The sequence below is a fragment of the Sulfitobacter sp. G21635-S1 genome, from assembly GCF_027213915.1.
Taxonomy (GTDB): Bacteria; Pseudomonadota; Alphaproteobacteria; order Rhodobacterales; family Rhodobacteraceae; genus Sulfitobacter.
Genome location: NZ_JAPWGV010000021.1, coordinates 75,199 through 101,493, shown reverse-complemented (window position 1 = coordinate 101,493; position 26,295 = coordinate 75,199). Strand labels below are relative to the sequence as shown.

Genomic DNA, 26,295 nt, shown 5'->3' with positions numbered 1-26,295 from the left:
GGGGGTTTCCTTGCGAATATAGGAAAATGCGACCTACTCACAAGGGGGGGCTTCATCCTGCGTTAAGGCCGGAACGGCAGATTGGAGAGGTGCAACGACGGAATGATCTGATGTACCTCAAGAAAGTCCATGGACCGCGATCGGTGACACTGGCCGATGGGACGGTCCTGTCGCGGGCCGATCTGCCCGCGTCCTCCACCCGGCGCTGGGTGGCATCGCGCAAGGCGGCGGTGGTGCGGGGCGTTGTTTATGGGCTGATCACGCAGGAGGAGGCGCTGGAACGCTATCAGCTGAGCGAGGAGGAGTTCATCGAATGGCTGCGCGCCGTGACCGAGCATGGGGAGGCGGCGCTGAAGACAACTGCGCTGCAAAAGTATAGACAACTTTAAGTTGCTGGTTCTGCGCTGCTACATATGGTAACGGGTAGTTAACCTTTTTTGTTCACGATATTTCGTAAGTACCAGTTCAGAGAGTCGGAGAATGTTATGCGTGTACTGCTTGTAGAAGACGACCCAACGACCTCTCGCAGCATCGAGCTGATGCTGACCCATGCCAATCTGAATGTCTATGCGACCGACCTCGGCGAAGAGGGCATCGATCTTGCCAAGCTCTATGACTACGATCTGATCCTGCTGGACCTCGATCTGCCGGACATGAACGGCCATGATGTGCTGCGCCAGTTGCGGGTCAGCCGGATCGAGACGCCGATCCTGATCCTTTCCGGCTCCGACGATACGGAAAACAAGATCAAGGGCTTTGGTTTCGGCGCGGATGACTATCTGACCAAGCCGTTTCACCGCGAGGAACTGGTGGCGCGCATTCATGCGATCATCCGCCGGTCAAAGGGGCATTCACAATCCATCATCGAAACCGGCCAGATTGCGGTGAACCTGGATGCCAAGACGGTCAGCGTGAACAATCAGGCCGTGCATCTGACCGGCAAGGAATATCAGATGTTCGAACTCTTGTCCCTGCGCAAGGGGACCACCCTGACCAAGGAGATGTTCCTGAACCATCTCTATGGCGGCATGGATGAGCCGGAGCTGAAGATCATTGACGTGTTCATCTGCAAACTGCGCAAGAAGCTGAGCGCTGCGACAGGTGGACAGAACTATATCGAAACGGTCTGGGGCAGGGGCTATGTCCTGCGCGATCCCGAACCGTCAGAGGTCAACCTGGCCGCCACCGGCTGAACGCTGCGGGCTGAAAATGAATGTCCACAGGCCCTAGACCTGCCAATCCGGGCAACTTATCTAAAGCGGGATAAGGTGACGTTCGGGGGGCAGGTCTTTTGACATCTGAAATCGAGACTCTGACAGAGGATCAGGCGCGTGCGGCGCTTGCGGAGCTGGCCCGGGCCCTTGCGGATGCAAATACCGCGTACCACGGGGCCGATGCACCGGAGCTTTCCGACGCGGAATACGACAGGCTCAAGCGGCGCAACGCAGAGATCGAGGCGCGTTTTCCACATCTGAAACGGGATGACAGCCCGTCGGAACAGGTGGGGGCCGCTCCGGCAGATGGTTTTTCCAAAGTCACCCATGCGGTGGCGATGCTGTCGCTTTCGAATGCCTTTGAGGCCGAAGATGTGGCCGAATTCGACGGCAGGATCAGGAAATACCTCGGGCTGGGGGACAAGGCACCGCTGCGCTACACCGCCGAGCCAAAGATTGACGGGCTTTCCCTCTCGCTTCGCTATGAAAAGGGGGCGCTGGTGCAGGCGGCCACGCGGGGCGACGGCGCGGTGGGCGAGAACGTCACCGCCAATGCCCGCACCATCGACGATATTCCCGCCCGGATCGAAGGCGCCCCCGACCTGCTGGAGGTGCGCGGCGAAGTCTATATGAGCCACGAAGATTTCGAGGCGCTCAATGAACGGCAGGTGGCAGCAGGCGCCAAATCCTTTGCCAACCCGCGCAACGCCGCCGCCGGATCGCTGCGGCAGTTGGACGCCAGCATCACCAAATCACGCCCGCTGCGCTTCTTTGCCTATGCCTGGGGCGCGCTCAGCGCCCCGCTTGCCGACACCCAGATGGGGGCGATCCGGCGGTTGAGCGAACTGGGGTTCTCGACCAACCCGTTGACCGTGCTCTGCGACGGGCCGCAGGAGATGCTGGACCATTACGCAAAGATCGAGCTGCAGCGCGCCACGCTGGGCTATGACATCGACGGCGTGGTCTACAAGGTGGACGATCTGGCCTTGCAGGAGCGGCTGGGCTTTCGCTCCACCACCCCCCGCTGGGCCACCGCCCACAAATTTCCCGCGGAACTGGCCTGGACCCGGCTGGAGGGGATCGACATTCAGGTCGGGCGCACCGGGGCGCTGTCACCGGTGGCGCGGCTGCATCCGGTGACCGTGGGCGGCGTCGTTGTCTCCAACGCGACGCTGCACAATGAGGATTACATCAAGGGCTTTGACAGCAAGGGCGCGGAAATCCGCGGCGGCAAGGACATTCGCGTCGGTGACTGGGTGCAGGTCTATCGCGCCGGGGATGTGATCCCCAAGGTGGCCGATGTGGACCTGTCCAAACGCCCCGGGGACAGCGCCGCTTATGTCTTTCCGCAAACCTGCCCCGAATGCGGCTCTGACGCGGTGCGCGAGCCGGGCGATGCGGTACGGCGCTGCTCCGGCGGCCTGATCTGCCCGGCACAGGCGGTGGAGAAGCTGAAGCATTTCGTCTCCCGCGCGGCATTCGACATCGAGGGGCTGGGCGCGAAACAGGTCGAACAATTCTATACCGATGGCTGGATCGCCGAACCCGCCGATATCTTTACCCTGCGGGACCGCTATGGCTCCGGCGTCCAGCAGCTCAAGAATCGTGAGGGCTGGGGCGAAAAATCAGCTACGAACCTGTTCCAGGCAATTGAAGACAAACGCAATATCGCCTTCTCCCGTTTGCTGTTCTCGCTGGGCATCCGCCATGTGGGCGAGTCGGCATCGAACCTGATCGCGCTGCACTACGGGTCCTGGCATGATCTTGAGGCCGCGATGGACGCCGCCGCAGACCAGTCCGGCCCGGCATGGGAAGACCTGATCGGCATCGACGGTGTCGGGGCGGTCATGGCCGGATCGCTGGTCAAGGCCTTCGCGCAGGAGCGCGAGCGCGCCTCCATCGACCGATTGGTGGCCCATCTGACTGTGGCCGAGGCCAAACGCGCCGACACCTCGGGCAGCCCGGTGGCGGGCAAGACCGTGGTCTTTACCGGCAGCCTTGAAAAAATGACCCGGGCCGAGGCCAAGGCACGCGCCGAACGGCTGGGTGCCAAGGTCGCCGGGTCGGTCAGCGCCAGGACCGATATCCTTGTTGCCGGTCCCGGTGCCGGGTCCAAGGCGAAAAAGGCGGCGGAACTTGGGATCGAAACCCTGGATGAGGATGGCTGGCTGGCCCTGATCGGCGCTTCATGAAGGGCAGGCCCGAAACGCTGTTCCCGCTCTTTGCGGGGCTTGAGACGCTGGAGGGCGTGGGCCCCAAGACCGCGCAGACCCTTGGGCAGCTGGATGTGACCGCACCGCGGGACCTGCTGTTCACGCTGCCCTATTCCGGCATCGACCGCAGCCTGCGCAGCACGGTCAAGGACGCGCATCTGCCCGCCGTGCTGACCGTGGCGGTGACGGTGGGGGCCCATCATGCGGCCCGGACCAAGGGCGGCGCCTACCGCATTCATGTGGAGGATGCAGAAACCAGCTTTCAGCTCGTGTTTTTCCATGCGCGGGGCGATTACTGGACCCGGCAATTGCCCCCGGGCGCGCGGCGCATCGTATCGGGCCGGGTGGAGCTTTTTGACGGGATCCCCCAGATGGTCCATCCCGATTTCGCCGTGCCGGAAGAAGAGGCGGGCGATATCCCGGCTTTCGAGCCTGTCTATCCGCTGACCGGTGGCATCACCCAGAAGCTGATGTTCAAGGCGACCCGCGCCACATTGGCCCGCACCCCCGATCTGGCCGAATGGATCGACCCCGGCCAGAAGGCGCGCGAGGGCTGGCCCGATTTCAAGGCGGCGGTTGCGGCGGCACATGCGCCGCAGACCCTGGGCGATCTGGCCCTGACCGCCCCGGCGCGGGCGCGCCTGGCCTATGACGAGCTTTTTGCCCATCAGATCACCCTGGCCCTGGCGCGGCAGAAGGAACGCCGCAAGAAGGGCCGGGAGACCATCGGCGACGGCCATCTGCAGGCGCGCGTTCTGGCCTCGCTGCCCTTTGCGCCCACCGGCGCGCAGACCCGCGCGGTGGCCCAGATTGCCGCCGACATGGCCAGCCCGCAGCGGATGAACCGCCTGTTGCAGGGCGATGTGGGCGCGGGCAAGACGCTGGTCGCCTTCCTCGCCCTGCTGGGCGCGGTCGAAGCGGGCGGTCAGGGTGTGCTGATGGCCCCGACGGAGATCCTGGCCCGGCAACATCTGCAGGGCTTGCAGCCCTTGGCCGAAGAGGCCGGCGTGGTGCTGGAGATTCTCACCGGCCGGGACAAGGGCGCGGAGCGGCAGGCCAAGCTGGCCGCACTTGCCAGCGGTGCCATTCAGGTGCTGGTTGGCACCCATGCTGTGTTTCAGGCCGATGTGACCTTTGCCGATCTGCGCCTGGCGGTGGTGGATGAACAGCATCGCTTCGGCGTGCGTCAGCGGCTGGAACTGGGGCAAAAGGGGCGGCAGGCCGATGTGCTGGTGATGACGGCAACGCCGATCCCGCGGTCGCTGGCACTGGCCCAATACGGCGATATGGATGTCTCCGTGCTGGATGAGAAACCGCCCGGTCGCCAGCCCATCAAGACCGCGCTGGTCAGCACTGACCGGATCGACGAGGTGGTGAACCGCCTGCGCGCGGCGATTGCCGAGGGTCGTCAGTGTTATTGGGTGTGCCCGCTGGTCGAGGAAAGCGAGGTCAGCGACCTGATCGCGGCGGAGGAGCGGTTCAAACGCCTGCGCGCGGCCCTGGGCGAGGGGGTCGTGGGGCTGGTGCATGGCCAGATGCCTCCGGCGGAAAAAGACGCGGCAATGCGCGCCTTTCAGCAGGGGGAAACCCAGGTGCTGGTTGCCACCACGGTGATCGAGGTGGGAGTGGATGTGCCCAATGCCACCATCATGGTGGTCGAACGGGCGGAAACCTTCGGGCTGGCGCAATTGCACCAGCTGCGCGGCCGCGTCGGGCGCGGGCAGGGCGCATCGACCTGCCTGCTGATGTTCCAGCACCCGCTCAGCGAGACGGGGCGCAGGCGGCTTGAGGTACTGCGCGAGACGGAGGATGGATTTGTCATCGCGGAAACCGATCTGAAAATGCGCGGCACCGGCGATCTGATCGGCACGGCACAATCCGGGGTGCCGCGTTTCCGTGTGGCGGATCTGGAACGGCAGGCCGGACTGATGGCTGTGGCGCAGTCGGATGCGCGCAAATTGCTGGCGGATGATGCCACGTTGGAAAGTGACAGGGGCAAGGCCGCGCGTGTTCTTCTGTGGCTGATGCGGCAGGATGAGGCGATCCGTTTGATTTCAGTGGGTTAGCGTCGCAACGCCATTTTGTTCGCAAATGTTCTTAAAAAGTTCTTTACAGCCTGTTCATAAAATGAGAACAAAGGAGCAACAGATGCGGAGGCTCCGATGACAATGCTCAAGACACTCAAAACCATCGCGACACGGTCCCAGGATACGTTGCTGCAGGATGCCGTTGGTGCGGCAGCATTGGTTGTCATGCTGGTTGTCGGATTGCACCTGCCGTCATTTGTTTGATTTCTGCCTGCGCTCTCGCGCCGGTCGTTCGACGCATCCGTCCCAATTGATGCGGCTGGGGGCTCTGCCTGTCCTGTTCAGCCCAGGGGTTTGCCGCCCCGTCGAACGCCACCGGGTCCCACGTGAGTAACGCGATCCTGCGCCGCCATCCCTTTGGATGTGCGGCGCTTTTTTTTGCGATATGGTGTTTCCGGGCTTCACGGGTCACGTCCGGATGTCACGCAAGGCCTCAGTCATAGCGATAGGCCAGGCGCAGGCCGCCCCAGTGGCGCCCCCCAACCCAGAGCGGGGCAGAGAGGTCTTTCATCAGGGCAAATTCACCACCGCCCATGTCACGGCGATAGACCTGCAGCAGGAAGGGTTCCGTGTTCCGCCCGGCTTTCAATCCGACCCTGTCGTCGAACATCCGGCGGTTGCGGCAATTGGCGGTGTTCCAGACCACGTCGTCACCCTGTGGGCGCGAGAATTTCTTGTTATGGGTTGGCAGATAGCCGTTCACATCGACCGCCGCGCAGAACACGACCTTGGGGTCAAACCTCAGCGCCGGTTCCTGAAAGGCGGGCAGAACGCCATCCAGGAATCGGGTGGCGCGGGTCACCACCTGGGGCGGGTTGCTCCCCTGAACGGGCTGATAGGCGCGGTCAAAGAGCTGATCCAGACCAATGCTGCCCTCTGCCACCGCTTTATTCAGCGCCTCTGAGATTTCGTTGGCGGTCTGCGTGACATAGGCGATAAAGGGCGCATCGACAGAGGCGCCCCCAAGCGCCGCTGAGATCTGCACGATCTTTTCCGAGGCCTCGACCAGATTGTGCATCCGTTTCTTGGTCTCTTCGATCCCGACAGAGGTCTCCTGCACGGTCTCGCTGATATCGGCAACCGCGGGGCGCAGATTCTCGACCGCGTCTTTCGCGCGTTTGGTATTCGCCGCAATCTGCATGCTTTGCCCATGTTCCCTGGCGATGGTTTCTTCCATCTGGCTGAGCGCAGAATCGGTCTCTGCCGAGCGTTCCAGCACCTCGCGGGCATCGCTGGCCACGGTTTCGGCTTCCTTGCCGAGCTTGGCGATCCAGTCCGTCAGGGTTTCGATATTGTCTGAAATCTGCTTTGCCGCCAGGCTGGTCTTTTGCGAAAGATCGTTGATCGCTTCGGCCACCACAGCAAATCCGCGCCCGGCGTCACCCGCGCGCGCCGCTTCGATCTTGGCGTTGATGGCCAGCGTATTGACCTGGGTTGCGATGGTCGCGATCTGGCTGTTGTTGGCCTTGACCGCCGCAAGGGTGCTCGAAACGCCGCCGGACCTTGCATGGACCTCTTCGACCCAGCCTGCGACGCTGCGTGTCTTGGTGCCCACATCGCGCATCAGCGTCGCCGAGGATTTGACCGTTTCAAGCGCGCGGTTTGACGTTTCGCTCAACCCTTCGACCAGCCGGGTCGCGTCGTTGTTGGCGGCGGCCATTTCGTTGGTATTCTCGTCAAGTGCGCGCAGGGCGTTCTTCTGGGATGCGCCGTGTTCCGCAACCAGGTCGAGAAACCCGGAAATATCGACAATTTCGTAGCCCAGAGCGGCCGCAGCGACTGCCAATGCGTCCATCTGCGTATCAGCATCGAGGCGCATATGCGCTGTCATTTCGTTCTCCGGCCAGTGATTATCCTGTCCCTGAGTTTGCAGAAATTGACTTATAATCTGTTAATTTTCGCGCTGGCATCGGCAGTTTCCGCAGCCTCTGACAGCGCTTCGATCGCCAGCAGGATGGAGGCGTGGCGGTTCTTGTAGGCGGTGGCCGGTGTCAGGACTTCGAAACCGTCAAAGGGGGCATCGGGCACCGGGCCTGCGTCCTTCAGCATCGCGCGCAGCTGGTTGCGCGCCGTGATCAGTTGCGCGGGTGTCGCCCCGATGGCGGCGGCCCCGGTCACGGCGGCGGCGGCCTGTCCCAGCGCGCAGGCCTTCACATCCTGTCCGAATTCGGCCACCCGGCCATCCTTCATCACGACATCCACGGTCACGGTGGAGCCACAGAGCGGCGAACGGCGCTTGACCGTCATGTCCGGAGCATCGAGTCGGCCAAGGTGCGGGATCTCTGACGCCAGCGCCAGTATCCGCGCGGAGTAGAGTTTGATCAGGTCCGTTTCGTCCGACATGCTGTTCCCTTTGCCGCTCAATCCCTACATAAACGCCCGAGCCGAAGATGCAAAAAATTTTACGTGAGGTCCCCATGTCCTTTAGTCCCGATCAACTGGTCTTCAACGATGCCGGTCTGATCCCCGCAATCGCACAGGAAGCCGAGAGTGGCGAAGTGCTGATGATGGCCTGGATGAACGCCGACAGCATCCGCAAGACGCTTGATACCGGGCGGGTCACCTATTGGAGCCGGTCGCGGCAGGAATTCTGGGTCAAGGGCGACACCAGCGGCCATGTGCAGGAGCTGGTGGATTTTCGTTTCGATTGTGACGCCGATTGCCTGCTGGTGCTGGTCCGCCAGACCGGGCCCGCCTGTCACACCGGGCGGCGCAGTTGTTTCTACCGCGCGGTCAGGGACGGCGAGACAATCGAGCTTTCCTCCCCACTTTGAGTTTTGCCACATCCGCCAAGCTGTTGTAGCCTGAACTTCAGTCATCTGGGGGAATGTCATGTTGTGCAAGATTGCCGGAACCGGTGCGGTGCTTGGCCTGATGGCCGGGCTGATGGGGGCCGCGCAGGCCGAAGGGTTTGATCCGCGTGCGGATTGCGCCACGCTGCTGGGCAATGCCACGCCGGCCGAACAGGTGATGATCGCGGCCTGGACCTTTGGCTATCTCGCGGCCACCGCCGACAACATCCGCCCGGTGGAGACCCGGAACAACGCGGTTCTGTTGGGCAATATCGCAAAGGTTTGTCAGGCCAATGCAGGGGCCAGCCTGCTTGATATCGTTGCCGCCAACAGCAAACCCGCCGCTGCGTCACCCGCCGCCTCCGCCGCCCCGGCACCGGGGAGCGAGGCAGAGGCGCGGGCGCTCTTGATGCAGTATTATGCGCCGGGTGCGGATTACCTCGCGCTGACCCAGGCGCTGCTGCCGACAGAGGCGGAGGTGCGCGCGGTCTATGCCGATCCGCTGGGCTCGGCGCTCTGGCGGGATCTGAGCAGCCAGATCGGCCCCGGAACCGCCTTTGGGCCAAAGCCGGATCACAACGACCTCATCGTCGTCTACGCCACGACCCGCGCCCTGGCAGAGAAACGCCCGGTGCTGAGTGAATTTCCCGGCGGCTACAAGGATGTGCTGCAGTATTTCAAGGTTGATGTCCCGATCGTGCGGTTCAAGTTCGTGACCCGTGGCGACACCCTGGGTCTGGCGTTTGACGGGCTGATCTACCTGAATGGCCGCTGGGTAATCATGCCCAAGCCTTGGCGCAGCCTTCCGGGTTAACTTTGGCCTCTACAGGCCTACTTTTTCACGAATATCTTTCGGCGTCGCCCCATCGGCCCGGAACAGGGAAATGGCCCTGGCATCGTCGCGTTTGGCCAGGCGCCGGCCGCTTTCGTCGCGGATCAGCAAGTGGTGGTGATAGACCGGCACCGGCAGGCCCAGCAGCGCCAGCAGCAAGACCTGGATCGCGGTGAAATCAAACAGGTCCTCGCCCCGGACAACATGGGTGATCTGCTGTGCCACATCATCCAGCGCCGAGGCGAGGAAATAGGCGATGACCGCGTCATCCTTGCGGTACAGCACCACATCGCCGATCCGCGACAGGGCTGTTTCCGCCTCGATCCGGTGAAAACCGGCGTTTTTCTCGCCGGTTTCGGTAAATCCGGGAAGATTGCCGCCAAAACGCGCCAGGGCCCGGTCCATATGCAGGCGCAGCGCGTCACCGGGCTGCCAGCTGCTCACATCGCGGTGTTTGCAGATGCCGGGGTACAGATCGGGAAAGGCCCCTTCCTGCGGCGCGGCGGTGGCGGCGCGGATGTCCTTGCGCGAACAATTGCAGGGGTAGAGCAGGCCCATCTCCCGCAGGCGGGCAAGCGGTTCCTCATAGCTCTCCAGATTGTCCGATTGCCGCAGCACCGGTTCGGACCAGCTCAGGCCAAGCCAGGCCAGATCCTCAAGGATCAGCGCCTCCCACTTGGCCTTGCTGCGCTCGCGGTCGGTGTTTTCCATGCGCAGCAGGAATTCGCCACCGGCCGCACGCGCCATGTCATGCGCCAGAATCGCGGAATAGGCATGGCCCAGATGCAGCGGGCCGGTCGGAGATGGTGCAAAGCGGGTTCTGAAAGTCACGCTTTTTCAAGTACATATACGTTGGACTTCATGCCGATTCCGGGCAGGTGGTCGCCGTGTTCGCGAAACAGCAGCCGTGCCGCGCCGCAATCGGTCCATTCCATCACCCGCGCTTCATAAGCCGGGTCCCGCAACGCATTGTCATTAATGGAGAAAACGCATTTTCCATCCCGTGGCAACGCATGCATCAGGTTGTCCAGCATCTGAACCGGTGCCGCACCACTGCCAATCACGCCCATGGCCGAAATGGCGCTGTACTGACCTTTCGGAATGACCGGCGCGCCCGTGTCCGCGACGACAGAAAGCACGCGGTAGATGTCCTTCTTGCGCGCTTCGCCCAGCATTTCGGGAGAGAGATCCATGCCGTCGATCACGCTGAATCCGGCCAGCTTCAGCGCAAGGCCGGAGAGGCCGGTGCCACAGCCGAAATCCAGGATCGGCGCGCTCTTGTCGCTGGTGAACCGGGCCAGCGCCGCGGCGCAGCGGCCCGGTGTGGCATAGCCGTTTTCGGCAATCTCGGCCTCATAGCTCGCGGCCCAATCGTCATAGAGCCGGCGCGTCGCAGCCGGATCTTTGGTCCCGTAAGCTTTGTCGAGAAATCCTGTCATGCAGTCAGGTTAGGCCGGGACTGCGATCCTGTCCAGCCAGCTTTGCCAGTCCGCCTTGGCGCGGTCGGTATAGGCTTTGTAGCGGTCCTTGCGGCCCCGCCTGCCGCCGCGCAGCCCCTCGACCGGGGGGAAGAGGCCGAAGTTCACATTCATCGGCTGGAAGGTCTTTGCCTCGGCGCCGCCGGTGATATGGGTGACCAGCGCGCCCATTGCCGTCGTGTCGGGGGGCGGGGCGATATCGGTGCCCAGAATCTCTGCCGTGGCCATGCGCCCGGCCAGCAGACCCATGGCGGCGCTTTCCACATATCCTTCGACCCCGGTGATCTGCCCGGCAAAGCGGATGTTGGGCTGGCTGCGCAGGCGCATCTGATCGTCCAGCAAGGTGGGAGAGTTGATGAAGGAATTGCGGTGAATCCCGCCCAGCCGCGCGAAACTGGCGTTTTCCAGCCCCGGAATTGTTTTGAAAACATCGGCTTGCGCGCCATACTTCATCTTGGTCTGGAAGCCCACGATGTTATAGAGCGTGCCCAGCTTGTTGTCGCGGCGCAGCTGCACCACCGCATGGGCCTTGACCTCGGGCTGGTGCGGGTTGGTCAGGCCCACGGGTTTCATCGGGCCGTGGCGCAGGGTTTCGCGGCCGCGTTCGGCCATCACTTCGATGGGCAGGCAGCCGTCGAAATAGCCTGCCGTCTCGCCCTCGCGGAACTCGGTCTTGTCGGCCGCAAGCAGGGCGTCGATGAAGGCGTCATATTGCGCCTTGTCCATCGGGCAGTTGAGGTAGGCGGTGCGTTCCTCTTCGGTCTCGCCCTTGTCATAGCGCGATTGCATCCAGGCCTTGGACATGTCGATGCTGTCGAAATAGACGATGGGCGCAATGGCGTCGAAAAACGCCAGCGCCTCGGCCCCGGTGCGCGCCGCGATGGCCTCGGCCAGCTTGCCGGAGGTCAGCGGCCCGGTCGCGATGATCCAATGGCCCTCACTCGGCAGTTCGGTGATCTCGCCATATTCCACCGTTACACGCGGATGCGCCATCAGCGCATCTGTCACCGATTGGGCAAAGGGGTCCCGGTCCACCGCCAGGGCGCCGCCTGCGGGCAGTTTGTTGCGGTCGGCGCAGGCCATGATCAGCCCGCCCGCGGCGCGCATTTCCCAGTGCAGCAGGCCCACCGCATTCTGTTCATCGTCATCCGAGCGGAAGGAGTTCGAGCAGACCATCTCGCCCAGAAGGCCCGTCTGATGCGCGAATGTGCCAACCTTGGGCCGCATCTCGTGCAGGACCACGTCGATGCCTGCGTTTGCAGCCTGCCAGGCGGCTTCGGACCCGGCCATGCCGCCGCCCACGATATGAAGTGTCTGTGTCATGACAGCGATGTAGGGCAGGGCGGCGCGACAGGCAACCGCTAGCAGCATGGGGTGTGTTGGGGGAATTGCGATGATTTGGGGTCGCCGCTGCGGGAATGGTCGGTCAGTGAGAGGCTGACCTGGAGGGACCTTCCGCCGACGGCGACCCAAATATCTATGCACCCACGGGTGCTGTCAGATTTATGCCCCAAATTCGCCAGATTTGAAAGCAGAAAATCCGTCAACAATCCGGCTTCATTTCGGAAACAGTCTCCTGTGGCGGAACAGGCCTATTGGCTGTCCATCGGAAGGCCGGAGGGCACCGCGCCGGGGGCGCCCAGGGCACCTTGGGCCGCGCGCGCGTCCGTCAGCGCATCGAGAAAGCTCAACAGCTCCGCAATTTCTCCGCCGGTGAGGGCAACATCCCGGATCTCGATGGCGGCCGCGATCCGGATCATTTCCTCGGTGTCGTCCAGGGCGGTAAAATCTTCCTGCTGTGCACCGCCCGGCAACAGCGCCGCGCTGCGGTCATAGCCGGTCAGCCCCGCCAGCGCATCCATGTGATGGCGCAGGATGTCTTCCAGCCGGGCATAGGCGCCGTTGTGACCGTAAGGGGCGGTCAGCGCGACATTGCGCAGGGAAGGCGTGCGAAAGCGGTAGAAATCCGCCGGCACGCCGGTGACCTTGCCGCGCCCCAGGTCTGCATATCGGGCATAGGCGCTGTCGGTGTTCTTGCCCGGCCCGAACTGGGGCATGCCGATGGCGTGAAACCCGTGATCGGTCTGGAAGGGACCGCTGTGGCAGGTGCTGCAGCGCGCCTTGCCATAAAAAAGCGCCATTCCGGCAGCCTGTGCGGGCAACAGTGGCGCGCCGTCGCGCAGGTAGCGGTCAAAGGGGCTGTCGGTGGCGCGGAATTCAGTGGTGATGAAGGCGGCCAGCGCCTGGGCAATATCGGTGATGTGCAGGTCCTGCACCCCCTGAGCGGCAAAGCGGTCGCGATATGCGGGGATCGCCGCGATGCGTGCGGCCAGGATTGCCCATGCCCCGTCGCTGCCATGGATGCGGCCCGCGTCAACGGCGCTGGCCACGTCGTTTTCGCCTGCCTGGCCCGACATTTCATCCGCCGAGAGGATCGGCAGCATCGCCTGGGCGGCCAGCGCGGAGGGCATGGGTTTTTCCAGCGTCCGCCCTTCAGGCATGCGGATGCCGAACATGGCGCTCTCGCTGCGCTCCACCCGGCCATCGTGGAACATCACGGTGAATTCCCGCGCACCGATGTTGAACAGGGCAGGCGCATTGCGCGGTATGCGCGCATGCGGGCGGTTGTCCTCGCTCGCGATGCGACGGCTGCCCAGTCCAAGCCCGCCCTCGCCGATGGAGAGCGACATGCCGTCCGATGTGCCCAGCGTCGGATGGTGGCAGGTCGCACAGGCAATATTGCGGTTGCCCGACAGGATCGGGTCAAAGAACAGGTCACGGCCCAGCAGGATCTGTTCCATCGGAAAGCTGGGAAAATCCGCATCGGTGACCGGCGCGGGCAGGGGATCTGCCATCGCTGTCTGAGCCAGAAAGCCGATAAATACTGCCGTCAGCGCACCGCGCATCCTGTTCCCCCTGAAGCTTTTGGGCAATTTGCCCAAAACGCGCGGTCATTTCCAGCCAAAGCTGCAGAAATCAAGGCCAGAAACAGGCAAAAGTGTCACTGATCCCACTTCGGGTCACGTTTGCCGAGAAAGGCATCAATCCCTTCGGCAGTATCATCGCGCAGCATGTTCTGCACCATGACCTCGCCGGTATAGGCATAGGCCTCGGCCACAGGCATCTGCAACTGGGCATAGAACGCCTCCTTGCCGATCCTGACGGCAGCGCCGAGCTTTCCGGCGATCTGATTGGCCAGGGCGGCGGTTTCATCGGCCAGCTGTTCGGGCGGAACCACGCGGTTGACCAGCCCGATCTCGCGAGCGCGGATGGCGTCGATGAAATCGCCCGTGGTCAGCATCTCGAAGGCCTGTTTGCGCGGGATATTGCGGCTCAGTGCCACCATGGGGGTGGAGCAGAACAGCCCGATGTTCACGCCGTTGACGCCAAAGCGCGTGCCTTCGGCGGCGACGGCCATATCGCAGGTGGCGACCAGCTGGCACCCGGCGGCGGTGGCAATCCCGTGGACCTGCGCGATCACCGGCTGCGGCATCGACTGGATGCGCGCCATCATCTTGCTGCACCGCTCGAAAAGATCCCTGAAACCGGCGGCCCCGCCATCCTCGGCCTGGCGCATGGCGGTCATCTGGCGCAGGTCATGGCCGGCGCAGAACGCCTTGCCCATGCCGGCCAGGGTGATCACCCGCGTTTCGGGGTCCGAAGCGCAGGCATCCAGCGCTTCCATCAGCGCTGCCAGCATCTCGTCGGACAGCGCATTCAGCCGTTCCGGCGCGTTCATCGTCAGCTGCATCACCGCGCCGTGACGCTGGGTCTCTACAATTGCCATCTTGCCCTCCCGGATCAATCAAGACACCTTGCCCCGCACAGCAGGAGAGGACAAGTATGCCCGCCGTCATGACCGCAGAGCAATTGACCAGCTTCATGAAGGAGGTCTTCGCGCAGGTTGCCGATGATTTCGCCATCGACGACGTGGGCGAGGGCGAGATCACCATGCGCCTGCTGACCCAGGACCGCCACCTGCGGCCCGGAGGTACAATCTCCGGCCCCGCCATGTTCGCGCTGGCGGATGTCGCGGCCTATCTGGTCACGTTGGCGATGATCGGCCCGCAGGCCCTGGCGGTGACGACTAATTGTTCCATTGATTTCATGCGCAAGCCGCAGGCGGGCGTCGATCTGGTTGCTCGGGCGCGCCTGCTGAAGCTGGGCAAGCAATTGTCGGTCACCGATGTGATGCTGTATTCCGTGGGTCTGGATGCGCCGGTGGCGCGGGCATCGCTGACCTATGCCATCCCGCCCCGCAAGATGGCGGTCTGATCTGCATTCGCTACCGCATATCTCACGCAGTTTGAGCGAGACAGCATCTACCTGTTTGTCCTGAAACGAAAAATGGGCCGGATTGCTCCGGCCCAGTGAAGAGGTCTGGCAGATCCCACAGGGAAGTCAGACCCGCCAGAACACGCGAGACGCCTCGGTATCGGCCTGCTCGGGTGTCAGTCCCACGTCGCTCAGCTGCCATGGCTCAAGCCTTGAGAGGGCGAGTCGTGTGCGGCGGCGGGTGGCCCATTTCGTCACGCAGACCGCGAAGGCAACCGCCAGCTCAGCCACAATCGGCGTGCCAGGTTGCGCCAGGATGCTCAGCGCGTCGGGTGTCGTCGGTCTTGCCTGTGTCATGGGAATCTCCTTCTCGAATAATTGTATTGACACAATATAGCGGACTGCTACAATAAATTGATACAAAAGGCCATACAAAGACGCTAGGGAAACATTGTAATGGATACAATTTGGTCATCCGAGGGGCTTGCCGGGACGGGGCCCAAGTACAAAGCGGTTGTAACAATGATCCGTGACCGCATCGCGACAAAGGCATTGCAGGTCGACGACAAGCTGCCGCCGGTGCGGGATCTGGCCTGGAAGCTGGGCATCACCCCCGGCACCGTGGCGCGGGCGTACAGCATCCTCACCGATGACGGCACCCTGCGCGCCGAAGTCGGGCGCGGCACCTTCGTGGCGGCGCCCAAAACGGTCGGGCGGCCGCTCAACCTGATCGAAATTGATCCGGTGCCGCATAACACCGGGGGCGACGTGTATCAGGTCAACCTCTATTCGCCGCATCTGCCCAATGGCGGGCAGGCAGAACTGATCCGAAGGCTGTTGATCGAAGTGGCGGAAGACCCGCCATCGGGCGTGATGCATTACCCGTCGCGGCGCAGCGCGCTTGGCGCCCGGCTGGCGATGGTCCAGTGGTTGCAGGGCACGCCCATCGGCGCGGTGGAGGAAAGCGATATCGTGCTGAGCCTTGGCGGCCAGAATGCGGTGATGCTGATGCTGCAGACCGTGTTGCAGGGCCGCCGCCCCGTCGTCTTTGTCGAGGCGCTGTCCTATCCCGGTTTCCGCCGCGCCGCCGAGGCATTGCGCGCCGATGTCGTGCCGATCGAGATCGACGCACATGGGATCGTCCCCGAAGCCCTTGCCGCCGCCGCCGAACGCCACCCGGAGGCGCAGGTGCTATGTACCTCGCCCGAGGTGCACAGCCCCACCTGCGGCTTTACCCCGATGGACCGGCGCGCGGCCATTGTGGCGGTGGCGCGCAAATACGATCTTCAGATCCTTGAGGACGATTGTTACCGCATGGGCCGGGCGGAGGGCGAAGGCTATCGCCAGATGGCCCCGGAGCGCGGCTGGTACATTACCTCGCTGTCCAAATCCATCACACCGGCCCTGCGCATCGGCTGCATTGTACCCCCCAAGGGGCTGGCCGGGGCGCTGCACCGCACGTCGGAGCACAGCTTCTTTGGTCTGGCCACGCCGATCATCGACCTGACGGCCAAACTGCTGACCCACCCTGAACTGCCCGCCATCATGGATGCCTCCCGCGAGGGGGTGGAGCGCTATGTGAAAGTGGCGGTGAACACCCTGGGCGGTTTTGATCTGCAATGGCGGCGCGATGTGCCTTTTGTCTGGCTGCACCTGCCGCAGGGCTGGCGCGCCAGCGCGTTTTGCCAGGCCGCCGAAAAGGTCGGAGTCCAGGTCCGCGCCGCCGAGGAATTTGCCGCCCGCGATGCCAATGCGCCCCATGCGATCCGCATGGCGGTCAACGCGGGCGTGTCGCTGCGCAGCTTCGAGGCGGCAATGGAACGGCTGCGCGATCTGCTGGAACATCCGCCCGAGCAGATCAACGTCTGATCCGGGCCTCGCGCGAAATTTCTTGGCAGAAGGGGCGCCACTGGCTAGATTTTGATCATTCAGCAAAAGGAATTTGCCCATGCGATTGATCGTTCTCGCCCTTGCCGCTGCCCTCACGGGGCTCACTTCACCGCTGCTTGCCCAGCAGGCCAATGTCTTTGCCCAGGCCGAGATTGACAGCGCCCCCGCCTGTGGCAAGGGGCGCGGGATCGAGGATGGCACAGTGCAGCTTTGCACCTGCAAGGCCACCACGTTCAAACGCTTCGTCTGGGGCAGCGGCCCCTATTCGGGCCATTCCGATGTCTGCACCGCTGCACGCCACGCCGGAGTGATCGGCGAGGATGGCGGCGCATTGGCGGTCGTGGGCCGGCCCGGGCAGAAATCCTATGAAGGCTCGGATGCCAACGGTATCTCCACCAAGCGCTGGGGCCTGTTCCAGTCCAGCTTTGACGTGATGCCGGCGCTGGTGGCAGGGCAGGCGGCAGCCGCGGACGCGCCGGTTCTGGCCTGCACCGGCTTTTCCGCCGATGCGGCCCCCTTTACCTGTGCCTGCCCCGAAGGCAGCGATGCGGGCGGATCGGTCTGGGGCAGCGGGCCCTATACCGGCGACAGCGACCTCTGCCGCGCGGCGGTTCATGCCGGTGCGATCCCGGCCACCGGCGGCAAGATCAAGGTGACGGCAGCACCGGGTCAGGACGCCTATGAAGGCTCCAGCCAGAACGGCGTGACCAGCAGCCGCTGGGGGTCCTACGGCCAGAGTTTCGAGGTCGCGGCCGTGGGCGGCGGTGTGATCGCGATGCAAGGCACCTGCAGCACCATGCCCGCCGATGCCGAAAGCCTGGTCTGCGTCTGTGCCGAAAACGCGCCGGTCAGCAAGTCGGTCTGGGGCAGCGGGCCCTACACGGCTGACAGCGACATCTGCACCGCCGCGCGCCATGCGGGAGTTGTGGATGCGGCAGGCGGCAGCGTGACAGCGATCCGGCTGAAAGGGCTGGACGCCTATGCCGGGTCCTCGGCCAATGGGGTGACCACCTCGAAATGGGGCAGTTTCGAACAGTCGATCACCTTCGACCGGAACTGAAGGCTCACGGCGCGGGACGCGCCTGCGCCCGCTGCGCCATCACGTCCTGGCCCAGGGTCAGCGTATAGCGTTCCAGTTCGGACAGGGCGGCTTCCGTCTCGGGGGCGCTTTGCGCGTCCAGCGCATCCGCGATCTGGCAATGCAGGGCGATGATCCTTTCGCGCGACCGCGCGGTGAAGGTGATCATGTTCATCAGCGGCTGCATCGCTTCGACCGCGCCCGCCAACTGATAGGACATCACCGGGTTGCCCGCGCCATCCACCAGGGCGCGGTGAAAGGCCACGTCGGAGGCGCAGAACGCCTCGTCGGTCAGGCCGGGCTGGCCCTGCCGGTGGATCTCGGCGCGCATCGTGGCCAGATGATCGGCACTGCGCCGCGCCGCCGACAGGGGCGCGCAGGCCCGTTCCAGCGCATAGCGGGCCTCGCAGGCGGTCTCGAAACTCACGGCATTCATCGACAGCAGCAGGGTGGATGTGGTGATCTGCTGGCTATAGGCCTCTTCAAAGCTGATCCGGTTCACGAAGGCGCCCCCTGTCGCACCGCGCTGGGTGCGGATCAGCGATTGTGCCGCAAGCCGCTTCAGCGCCTCGCGCACCGTGGTGCGACCCACCTCGAACTGCGCGCAAAGCTCCGCCTCCGAGGGCAGGCGCTGATCCACGATCAACTGCCCGCTGACGATGGCATCGCGGATCGCGCTGGCAATCTGCACCGACAGATCGGCGGGGCTGGAGGGGTCTATCTTCATATGTCTGACAATTAGGATTTGCTCCGTTTGTAAATGTCTGACATTAAATTGGCAAGAACCTGACTCGGTTTGACGATATATGGGGGATTAATGAATCCTGTCCTGCGCTCAACTCTCTGGCTGGCTTTCTTCGGGCTGGTGCTGGCGGCATGGGCGCTGATGTATGTCATGGCGATGGACATGGACCTCGACCTGCTGGGCCGTCCCGGCCAGATGGGCGCGGTGATGCGCGGCATGGACCCGCGCATGGACATGTACATGCCGATGGCAAATTTCGGCCCGCTGTTCGTGATGTGGGGGGCGATGATGGCGGCGATGATGCTGCCCACCATGGTGCCGACCCTGCGCAGCTACGAGGACCTGATGGTCAGTGCCGATGGCACGCGGGCAGGGTGGCTTGGCGTGCTGCTTGGATACTTCACCGTATGGCTGGCCTTTGCCGCCCTGATCGCGGGGCTGCAACTGGCGCTGCTGTTCGGCGGGGCAATCGACATGCTGGGCATCGCCCGGTCGCGCTGGTTTGCAGCGGCCTTGCTTCTGGCCGTCGGATTGTTCCAGTTCACCCGGACCAAGGAAATCTGCCACGGCGTCTGCCATTCCCCGATGATCTATTTCCTCGGCCATTGGCGCACCGGCTTTGCAGGTGGCCTGCGCATGGGGCTGGGGCTGGGTGCGTATTGTGCGGGCTGTTGCTGGGGCTTCATGCTGCTGGGCTTTGCCGGCGGGGTGATGAACCTGGCCTGGATGGGGCTGGCGACGCTCTTCATGGTGCTGGAAAAGCTGCCGCAAATCGGACATCGTGTCACCAGACCCCTGGGGGTTGCCCTGATCTGCGGCGCATGTGTCGTGGCGGGCTGGCCCCTGATCATGATACCTTTTCACGGAGGATAAGATGGCCGTCACCAGATTACCGGAAGCAGACCGCCTGCCGATTTCCCAACGCATCGACAGCCGGATGCCCAATCCGGGACGGCGCAGGATGACGCCCACCGATTGGGCGATCAAGGGAGAGCTGTTCCTCAATTGCTCCTGCACCGTGTTCTGCCCCTGTGTGGTGAGCCTCGGCGCGCATCCCCCGACCGAGGGGCATTGCCATGCCTGGATGGCCATCGCCATCGACGAAGGCCATTACGAGGGCGAGGACCTGTCGGGCCTGAACGTCGGCCTGCTGGTCGATATTCCCGGCCGCATGGGAGAGGGCAACTGGAAGGTTGCCGCCTATGTGGACGAGCGCGCCAGCGGCAAAGCCTATAACGGCATCCTGCAGATCTTTTCGGGCCAGGCGGGCGGCACCACGGGGCTGTTCACCATGCTGGTGTCCGAGATCATCGGCGCGGAACGCGCCCCGGTCCAGATCACCCGCGACGGCAACCGCCGCGCGATCCAGATCGGCCGCAAGATCCAGGGCGAGATCGAGACCCTGGCGGGCAAGGATCCGGAGCACCCGGTGATGGTCTCCAATTCGAAATACTGGATGGGCCCCGACATCATCGCGGCGAAGGGTCTGCGCAGCAAGGTGCGCGACTATGGCCGGGTCTGGGATTTTGACGGCATGTCGGCAGAGATCTGCCCGATTGACTGGAAAGGCCCCAAACCATGATTGACGCGGGCTTCGTTCAGATCATGGCCCGCTACAACGCGTGGCAGAACCGTCAGCTGATGGGTATTGTCAACGACATGGACGAGGCCGCGCTCGACCATGATCACGGCGCATTTTTCAGCACCATCAGGGGCACGCTGAATCACCTGCTCTGGGCCGATACCATGTGGATGAGCCGCCTGTGCGATGATGTCGCAAAGCCGAAGGTGGCGGGCGATCAATCGACCACCTACACCGAGACCACGGGGGTCTGGCAGGCGGAGCGGTTCCGCATCGACGGGCGCATCCGCATCTGGTCGGAGACCCTGTCGAACATCGACCTGCTGGGCGATCTGACCTGGTATTCGGGCTTGACCAAATCCGAGATGTCAAAGCCCAGGGCGCTTTGCGTTGCACATATCTTCAACCACCAGACCCACCACCGGGGCCAGGTCCATGCCATGCTGACGGCTGGCGGCCATGCGGCACCGGTGAGCGATCTTGCCTTCATGCCCGAGGACGCCTGATGCCATCACCCCGGACGATGGACCAGTTGAACAGCGAGCGCGCCGCCTTCTGGGCCGCGCTGGCCGAAGAGATGGCAGAAGCCGACAGCGCAGAGCGGACCGGTCAGGAACAGCACTTTGCCCTTGGCGATGATTTGCTCGACGGGCGCCTGCGCATGGTCATGTCTGTGTCACAGGACAAGACCTCGGTATATCTCGTGGCACGATCCGACGCGGCAAAACGCTGGGTCAGCGCCCATCTTGCCGCGTTGCAAACCGAATTGCGGGCCGCCGGTCCGGGCGACAAAACCAATGTCGCCGCCGGACGCTGGTTTCGCCGGGACGACAAGAAGAACGTCGTGACCCTGCGCAGCCGCTGGCCGGAGATGCGCCGCTGGCTGCGCGCACAACATGCAACATTTCAACAGGCGGCTTGCGCCGTGCAGAAGGACACTGACTGATGGCCCTGATTTCCCCGTCACGGCGGCTGCGCCGGACCCCGTTTTCCGATGGCGTGGAGGCGGCAGGGGTCTCTGCCTATACCGTCTATAACCGGATGCTGCTGCCCACGGTCTTTCGCAGCGTCGAGGAAGATTACCATCACCTGAAATCGGCGGTGCAGGTCTGGGATGTGGCCTGCGAACGGCAGGTGGAGCTGCGCGGGCCGGATGCGGCGCGGCTGATGCAGATGCTGACCCCGCGCGACCTGCGCGGCATGTTGCCGGGGCGCTGTTTCTATGTCCCCATCGTCGATGAGACGGGCGGCATGCTGAACGACCCGGTGGCGGTGAAACTGGCCGAGGACCGCTGGTGGATCTCGATCGCCGACAGTGACCTGATGCTTTGGGTCAAGGGCATCGCCAACGGCTACCGGCTGGATGTGCTGGTGGATGAGCCCGATGTGAGCCCGCTGGCGGTCCAGGGGCCGAAAGCGGATGAGCTGATGGCGCGGGTGTTCGGGGATGCGGTGCGCGATGTGCGGTTCTTCCGCTTCGGGCATTTCGAATTCCAGGGCCGGGACTTGGTTGTCGCGCGGTCGGGCTATTCCAAGCAGGGCGGCTTTGAGATCTACGTCGAGGGCAGCGACATCGGGATGCCGCTGTGGCATGCGCTGATGGAGGCCGGGCGCGATCTGGACGTGCGCGCGGGCTGCCCCAATGGCATCGAGCGGGTGGAGGCGGGCTTGCTGAGCTATGGCAACGACATGACCGACGACAACACGCCGCATGAATGCGGGCTGGGCCGGTTCTGTGACACCCAGACGGCCATCGGCTGTATCGGGCGGGATGCGCTCTTGCGGGTGGCCAAGGAAGGGCCGGTGCAGCAGGTCCGCGCCATCGAGATTGCCGGCGACCCGGTGCCGCGCTGCGACCGGGCCTGGCCCCTGATGGCCGGGGCGCGGCAGGTGGGGCAGGTCACCTCTGCCGTCTGGTCACCCGATTTCGGGGTGAATGTGGCCATCGGCATGGTGCGCATGACCCATTGGGATCCGGGCACGCCCTTGCAGTTGCACGGGCCGGATGGAATGCAGGAGGCGATCGTGCGTGAGGGTTTCTGGCTTTAGCGCGGAGGTATCGGTGGCACCGGGGCGCTGCCCCGGACCCCGGGAATATTTGAAGGCCAAAAAGAAATGGGCCGGGAAAAAGGGCGGAGCGCCCGGAAAGGATGAGAGATGTTCAATGCGTTGATCGTGAACAAGGACGACGAGGGCAAGACATCCGCACAGGTGGCGCAGATTGGTCTGGACGATCTGCCGACGGGCGACGTGACCGTGGCGGTGGAATATTCGACCGTGAACTACAAGGACGGCTTGTGCATCGGGCCGGGCGGCGGGTTGGTGCGGAACTATCCGCATGTGCCGGGCATCGACTTTGCCGGGACGGTGGAAGCCTCGGACGACGACCGCTACAAGCCCGGCGACAAGGTGGTGCTGACCGGCTGGCGCGTGGGCGAGGCGCATTGGGGCGGCTATGCGCAAAAGGCGCGGGTCAGGGCCGATTGGCTGGTGCCGCTGCCCGGGGGGCTCGACACCCGTCAGGCGATGGCTGTGGGCACGGCCGGTTTCACCGCGATGCTGGCGGTGATGGCGCTGGAAGATCACGGCATCAAAAAAGGTCCGGTGCTGGTCACCGGTGCGGCGGGCGGTGTGGGTTCGGTCGCCACCGCGATCCTGGCCAATCTCGGACATGAGGTTGCAGGCGTCACCGGGCGGCCGGAAACGGCGGATTACCTCAAGAGCCTTGGCGCCAGCCAGATTGTCGCCCGCGCGGAGATCAACGAAACCACCAAGCGCCCCCTGGAGGGCGAGACCTGGGGCGGCTGCGTGGATGCCGTGGGCGGCGCCATGCTGGCCCGTGTGCTGGGCCAGATGGAATATGGCGCATCCGTTGCCGCCGTTGGCCTGGCGGGCGGTGCGGCCTTGCCTGCCACGGTGATCCCCTTCCTGCTGCGCGGCGTGAACCTGCTGGGCATCGACAGTGTGATGCAACCCTATGAGAACCGTCTGCGCGCCTGGGAGCGGATCGCGCGGGACCTGCCGATGGACAAGCTGGAGGCGATGGTTCAGCCCGCCAAACTGAGCGATCTGCCCAGGCTGGGGGCGGATATCCTCAAGGGGCAGGTGAAGGGCCGGGTCGTGGTTGATGTGAACGCATGACCCTGCGCGCTGTTGCGGTGCCGCAATATGCCTTTCTGTCCCGCCATGTGGGGCAGGGGGCGACCTATACCGATTGCTATGAGGTGGTGGTGCCCGGTCAGGTCGATCTGGCGCAGTTCATCTGCCGGTTCTATACCAGCTGGCTGTTCCGGCTGGAGCGGCTGGTGCTGTCCCTTGCCCTGCGCCGCCGCATCGCTGATGCCGAGGTGGCAGCGCTGGCGGCGGGGGCGGAGGCATTCGCCATCTGGCGGGTGGAGGCGCGTGGTGCGCGGCAGATCCTGCTCTGTGACCTGCGCGGCAGCACCTGTTCCTGGCTGGCCGTGGCCCCCGGCGATGGCGGCGGCACGCAGCTGCTTTTCGGCTCTGCCGTGATGGCGCGTCCGGGGCGCGACCTGCCGCGGATCCTGCGCATCCTGACACCCTTTCACAAGGTCTATGCGCGCGGGTTGCTGCGGGCGGCGGCAGCGCGGCTTGCAAAGGGGTGACGGCGGCAAAAGATCGTCTTACAACGGGCCGAACCACTTCAGGAGAACCCGATGACCGCCTATGATGACCAGAATATCTTTGCCAGGATCCTGCGCGGCGAAATCCCCAGCTTCAAGGTCTACGAAGATGACGAGACCCTGTGTTTCATGGACATCATGCCGCGCACCGACGGGCATTGCCTGGTGATCCCCAAGACGCCCTGCCGCAACATCCTGGATGCGACACCGGCGCAGCTGGCGGCCTGTATGGCGACGGTCAGCAAGGTGGCGAATGCCGCGAAAAAGGCCTTTGCCGCCGATGGCATCACCCTGCAGCAGTTCAGTGAGGCCGCAGGCGGGCAGGAGGTGTTCCACCTGCATTTTCACATCCATCCCCGGCACGAAGGCCTGCCGATGCGGCCACCGGGCAAGATGGGCGACATGGATGTGATCAAGGGCCATGCAGAGAAGATCGCAGCGGCGATTTCATAAGGGAATCAGCCGTTTTCCGGCTCGAATCGGCGGATGATACCGACCTAATTGATTTCAAATGCGTCAGGACGGGCGTCAGCGGCGGGTGCCAAGCGGTGCCGTTTGCCCGCAATTTTGCCGAAATTTCTTGCAAGCAGCTTGCCCAAATTTGAGCACATCCCGGTAAGCCATTGAGAGCAAAGGTTTCCTTTTGCTTTGTGTTCCATGGATCGGGCCATAGGCTTTGTCGCATAACAATAAAACAGGGACATATGCTATGGCGCTTAGACCTCCACTGATGAAGCTGCCGATCAAGACTGCGGACAGCGGTTTTTATCGCGGCTTCAGCATCGACGTGACCATCACGGCCAAGATCATCATTGGTCTGCTGGTGATCTGGGCCGTCGCCTTTCCCGAGCAGGCAGGCCGTATCCTGTCGGAATTCAACGGGTTCATCCTGACAAATTTTGCCACCTGGTACGTCTGGGTCATGGCGCTGTTTGTCATCACCTGCCTGGTGCTGGCGATCTGGCCCGCGGCGGGACGGCTCAAGATGGGATTGCCGGACGACAAGCCGGAATTCAGCAACTTCTCCTGGTTCTCGATGATGTTCGGTGCCGGGATCGGGGTCGGGATGCTGACCTGGGCGGTGGCCGAGCCGATCTATCACTTTGGCAACAACCCGGATGTGATCCAGGGCTTTGCCGCGGGCAAGGGCGAGGACAACATCCTGAACGCCTACAAGTGGTCCTATCTGCACTGGGGGTTCACCGCCTGGGCTTCCTATGCGATTGCCGGTCTGGGACTGGGCTATTTTGCCTATCGCCGGGGGCTGCCGCTGACCATCCGGTCTTCGCTGACACCCTTGTTCGGCAAATCGCTGTCAGGACCTTTCGGGCATCTGATCGACATCGTGGCGGTGGTTGCGACCATCCTTGGTGTGGCGCAGACCCTGGGGTTTGGCGTGAACCAGTTTGTCGACGGGATGAGCCGGATCGGCGTGGGTGACTGGCTGACCGGTGACGATGGCCAGCCTTCGTCCATCGGGATCATCTTTTCGATCATCGTCATCATGGGGGCCTCGACCCTCTCGGCGCTGTCGGGGGTGGGCAAGGGCATCAAGTGGCTGTCGAACATCAACATGGCGCTGTCGATCTTCCTGCTTGGCTTCCTGATGATCTTCGGCTCGACCTTCTTCGGGCTCTGGACCTTCTTCGTCGGGATCTGGGAGTATGTGATCGCGCTGCCCGGCATGATGTTCACCGTCTATGGCGGGGAGAATCCCGTTGATCAGGACCTGGCCGGATGGCAGGGCTCCTGGACCGTGTTCTACTGGGCATGGTGGGTTGCCTTCGCACCCTTCGTGGGCCTGTTCCTGGCGCGCATCAGCCGGGGGCGGACCATTCGCGAATTCGTGCTGGGCGCGGTCTTTGTGCCTGCGCTGATGTGCTTTGTCTGGTTCGCCTGGGCCGGTGGCACGGCGATTGACCTGGAACTGACGGGTCAGGCCGGTGGCAAGATCTTTGAGGCCACGGATGGCGGCAAGATCTTTGCCATGACGGACATCCTGCTGGGCAGCGGTACGCTGGGCTGGCTGATGGCCGTGGTCATCGTGATCCTGCTGATGACCTACCTCGTGACCTCGGCGGACTCCGCTGTGCTGATCGTGAATACCATCAATGCCGCAGGCGACGAAGGGCCCAAGGCGCGTCCGCATATCATCTTCTGGGGTGTCGCCCTGGGGGCGGTGGTGGCCGCGCTGCTGCTGATCGGCGGGATCGGCGCGATCCAGACCGCCATGGTCATCGGCGCGCTGCCGTTCTCTCTGGTGATGGTCCTGATGGCGGTTTCGCTGATCAAGGCGATCTTCAACGACGGCAAACGCGCAGCATCGGGCGTGACGACCTATTCCGAAGAAGTGGAGGCAACGCCGGCGGAATAAGTGTTTAAAATCAATCGGGGGGGCCGGTATCCTGCCGGGCCCTCTGACCTAAACCGGGTTGCGCTCAGGTCGCCACCTGTTAGTCATCCCG

28 protein-coding genes are annotated in these 26,295 nt (G+C 63.5%); 19 read left to right on the top strand and 9 right to left on the bottom strand.

Annotated elements, in window-relative coordinates; all coding sequences use genetic code 11:
• Positions 1–110 precede the first annotated feature (110 nt).
• The 5 genes from sciP (at position 111) to O4H53_RS19005 (ending at position 5,718) form a co-directional block, all read left to right on the top strand.
• Positions 111–389, top strand: a complete 279-nt coding sequence (gene sciP / locus O4H53_RS19025; protein ID WP_114274495.1) for a CtrA inhibitor SciP — start codon at positions 111–113, stop codon at positions 387–389.
• A gap of 96 nt (positions 390–485) precedes the next feature.
• Complete coding sequence (gene ctrA, locus O4H53_RS19020; RefSeq protein ID WP_269366298.1) at positions 486–1,193, top strand: response regulator transcription factor CtrA; 708 nt, start codon at positions 486–488, stop codon at positions 1,191–1,193.
• A gap of 98 nt (positions 1,194–1,291) precedes the next feature.
• Positions 1,292–3,406, top strand: a complete 2,115-nt coding sequence (gene ligA / locus O4H53_RS19015) for an NAD-dependent DNA ligase LigA (protein ID WP_269366296.1) — start codon at positions 1,292–1,294, stop codon at positions 3,404–3,406.
• Positions 3,403–5,493 carry an ATP-dependent DNA helicase RecG gene (gene recG / locus O4H53_RS19010; protein ID WP_269366294.1) on the top strand — a complete coding sequence of 697 codons (2,091 nt, stop codon included), beginning with the start codon at positions 3,403–3,405 and terminating at the stop codon, positions 5,491–5,493. The genes ligA and recG overlap by 4 nt, the downstream gene beginning before the upstream one ends.
• 96 nt (positions 5,494–5,589) lie before the next feature.
• Positions 5,590–5,718, top strand: a complete 129-nt coding sequence (locus O4H53_RS19005) for a hypothetical protein (RefSeq protein ID WP_269366327.1) — start codon at positions 5,590–5,592, stop codon at positions 5,716–5,718.
• A 229-nt stretch (positions 5,719–5,947) separates the two neighbouring features.
• On the opposite strand, the gene O4H53_RS19000 is transcribed toward O4H53_RS19005, so the two are convergent.
• Positions 5,948–7,345, bottom strand: a complete 1,398-nt coding sequence (locus tag O4H53_RS19000) for a methyl-accepting chemotaxis protein (RefSeq protein WP_269366292.1) — start codon at positions 7,343–7,345, stop codon at positions 5,948–5,950.
• A gap of 50 nt (positions 7,346–7,395) precedes the next feature.
• Positions 7,396–7,857 carry an iron-sulfur cluster assembly scaffold protein gene (locus O4H53_RS18995; RefSeq protein WP_269366290.1) on the bottom strand — a complete coding sequence of 154 codons (462 nt, stop codon included), beginning with the start codon at positions 7,855–7,857 and terminating at the stop codon, positions 7,396–7,398.
• Positions 7,858–7,931: 74 nt separating this feature from the next.
• On the opposite strand from O4H53_RS18995, the gene hisI reads away from it, so the two are divergent.
• Together hisI and O4H53_RS18985 are read left to right on the top strand one after the other, a co-directional pair.
• On the top strand, positions 7,932–8,288 hold the full coding sequence (hisI, locus tag O4H53_RS18990; protein WP_240313003.1) for a phosphoribosyl-AMP cyclohydrolase: 357 nt from the start codon (positions 7,932–7,934) through the stop codon (positions 8,286–8,288).
• 58 nt (positions 8,289–8,346) lie between these two features.
• Complete coding sequence (locus tag O4H53_RS18985) at positions 8,347–9,120, top strand: hypothetical protein (protein ID WP_269366287.1); 774 nt, start codon at positions 8,347–8,349, stop codon at positions 9,118–9,120.
• 9 nt (positions 9,121–9,129) lie between these two features.
• On the opposite strand, the gene gluQRS is transcribed toward O4H53_RS18985, so the two are convergent.
• From gluQRS to O4H53_RS18960, 5 genes are all read right to left on the bottom strand, one after another.
• Positions 9,130–9,969 carry a tRNA glutamyl-Q(34) synthetase GluQRS gene (gluQRS, locus tag O4H53_RS18980; RefSeq protein WP_269366285.1) on the bottom strand — a complete coding sequence of 280 codons (840 nt, stop codon included), beginning with the start codon at positions 9,967–9,969 and terminating at the stop codon, positions 9,130–9,132.
• Positions 9,966–10,577, bottom strand: a complete 612-nt coding sequence (locus tag O4H53_RS18975) for a class I SAM-dependent DNA methyltransferase (RefSeq protein ID WP_269366283.1) — start codon at positions 10,575–10,577, stop codon at positions 9,966–9,968. The genes gluQRS and O4H53_RS18975 overlap by 4 nt, the downstream gene beginning before the upstream one ends.
• 9 nt (positions 10,578–10,586) lie before the next feature.
• Complete coding sequence (gene trmFO, locus O4H53_RS18970) at positions 10,587–11,939, bottom strand: methylenetetrahydrofolate--tRNA-(uracil(54)-C(5))-methyltransferase (FADH(2)-oxidizing) TrmFO (RefSeq protein ID WP_269366281.1); 1,353 nt, start codon at positions 11,937–11,939, stop codon at positions 10,587–10,589.
• A gap of 269 nt (positions 11,940–12,208) precedes the next feature.
• Entirely contained in the window at positions 12,209–13,522 is a 1,314-nt protein-coding gene (locus O4H53_RS18965; protein ID WP_269366279.1) for a cytochrome-c peroxidase, read from the bottom strand.
• 95 nt (positions 13,523–13,617) lie between these two features.
• Positions 13,618–14,403 carry an enoyl-CoA hydratase gene (locus O4H53_RS18960; RefSeq protein WP_269366277.1) on the bottom strand — a complete coding sequence of 262 codons (786 nt, stop codon included), beginning with the start codon at positions 14,401–14,403 and terminating at the stop codon, positions 13,618–13,620.
• Positions 14,404–14,459: 56 nt separating this feature from the next.
• On the opposite strand from O4H53_RS18960, the gene O4H53_RS18955 reads away from it, so the two are divergent.
• Positions 14,460–14,891 carry a PaaI family thioesterase gene (locus O4H53_RS18955; RefSeq protein WP_269366275.1) on the top strand — a complete coding sequence of 144 codons (432 nt, stop codon included), beginning with the start codon at positions 14,460–14,462 and terminating at the stop codon, positions 14,889–14,891.
• 126 nt (positions 14,892–15,017) lie between these two features.
• Here the strand turns inward: O4H53_RS18955 and O4H53_RS18950 are convergent, their stop codons facing one another.
• On the bottom strand, positions 15,018–15,248 hold the full coding sequence (locus O4H53_RS18950) for a DUF1127 domain-containing protein (RefSeq protein WP_269366273.1): 231 nt from the start codon (positions 15,246–15,248) through the stop codon (positions 15,018–15,020).
• A 99-nt stretch (positions 15,249–15,347) separates the two neighbouring features.
• On the opposite strand from O4H53_RS18950, the gene O4H53_RS18945 reads away from it, so the two are divergent.
• Positions 15,348–16,760 carry an aminotransferase-like domain-containing protein gene (locus O4H53_RS18945; protein ID WP_269366271.1) on the top strand — a complete coding sequence of 471 codons (1,413 nt, stop codon included), beginning with the start codon at positions 15,348–15,350 and terminating at the stop codon, positions 16,758–16,760.
• Between the two features lie 79 nt (positions 16,761–16,839).
• On the top strand, positions 16,840–17,841 hold the full coding sequence (locus O4H53_RS18940) for an LCCL domain-containing protein (RefSeq protein WP_269366270.1): 1,002 nt from the start codon (positions 16,840–16,842) through the stop codon (positions 17,839–17,841).
• Positions 17,842–17,845: 4 nt separating this feature from the next.
• Here O4H53_RS18940 and O4H53_RS18935 read toward each other — a convergent pair whose 3' ends face one another.
• Entirely contained in the window at positions 17,846–18,586 is a 741-nt protein-coding gene (locus tag O4H53_RS18935; protein ID WP_269366268.1) for a FadR/GntR family transcriptional regulator, read from the bottom strand.
• Positions 18,587–18,676: 90 nt separating this feature from the next.
• Between O4H53_RS18935 and O4H53_RS18930 the strand changes: the two genes are divergently transcribed.
• The 9 genes from O4H53_RS18930 to O4H53_RS18890 all read left to right on the top strand — a co-directional run bounded on the left by O4H53_RS18930 (position 18,677) and on the right by O4H53_RS18890 (position 26,204).
• Positions 18,677–19,477, top strand: coding sequence for a DUF2182 domain-containing protein (locus tag O4H53_RS18930; protein WP_269366266.1), 801 nt, complete (start codon positions 18,677–18,679; stop codon positions 19,475–19,477).
• Between the two features lies 1 nt (position 19,478).
• The gene (locus O4H53_RS18925; RefSeq protein ID WP_269366265.1) at positions 19,479–20,186 is read left to right on the top strand and encodes a DUF1326 domain-containing protein; all 708 of its coding nucleotides are present in this window, start codon (positions 19,479–19,481) and stop codon (positions 20,184–20,186) included.
• Complete coding sequence (locus O4H53_RS18920; RefSeq protein WP_269366263.1) at positions 20,183–20,692, top strand: DinB family protein; 510 nt, start codon at positions 20,183–20,185, stop codon at positions 20,690–20,692. The genes O4H53_RS18925 and O4H53_RS18920 overlap by 4 nt, the downstream gene beginning before the upstream one ends.
• The gene (locus tag O4H53_RS18915) at positions 20,692–21,132 is read left to right on the top strand and encodes a hypothetical protein (protein ID WP_269366261.1); all 441 of its coding nucleotides are present in this window, start codon (positions 20,692–20,694) and stop codon (positions 21,130–21,132) included. The genes O4H53_RS18920 and O4H53_RS18915 overlap by 1 nt, the downstream gene beginning before the upstream one ends.
• Positions 21,132–22,235, top strand: a complete 1,104-nt coding sequence (locus O4H53_RS18910; protein ID WP_269366258.1) for a dimethylsulfoniopropionate demethylase — start codon at positions 21,132–21,134, stop codon at positions 22,233–22,235. The genes O4H53_RS18915 and O4H53_RS18910 overlap by 1 nt, the downstream gene beginning before the upstream one ends.
• 108 nt (positions 22,236–22,343) lie before the next feature.
• Positions 22,344–23,327, top strand: a complete 984-nt coding sequence (gene acuI, locus O4H53_RS18905; protein WP_269366256.1) for an acryloyl-CoA reductase — start codon at positions 22,344–22,346, stop codon at positions 23,325–23,327.
• Positions 23,324–23,812 carry a hypothetical protein gene (locus O4H53_RS18900; RefSeq protein WP_269366254.1) on the top strand — a complete coding sequence of 163 codons (489 nt, stop codon included), beginning with the start codon at positions 23,324–23,326 and terminating at the stop codon, positions 23,810–23,812. Before acuI ends, O4H53_RS18900 begins: the two co-directional genes overlap by 4 nt.
• 51 nt (positions 23,813–23,863) lie before the next feature.
• Positions 23,864–24,283, top strand: a complete 420-nt coding sequence (locus O4H53_RS18895) for an HIT family protein (protein WP_269366253.1) — start codon at positions 23,864–23,866, stop codon at positions 24,281–24,283.
• Between the two features lie 256 nt (positions 24,284–24,539).
• Positions 24,540–26,204, top strand: coding sequence for a BCCT family transporter (locus O4H53_RS18890; protein WP_269366252.1), 1,665 nt, complete (start codon positions 24,540–24,542; stop codon positions 26,202–26,204).
• Positions 26,205–26,295 lie beyond the last annotated feature (91 nt).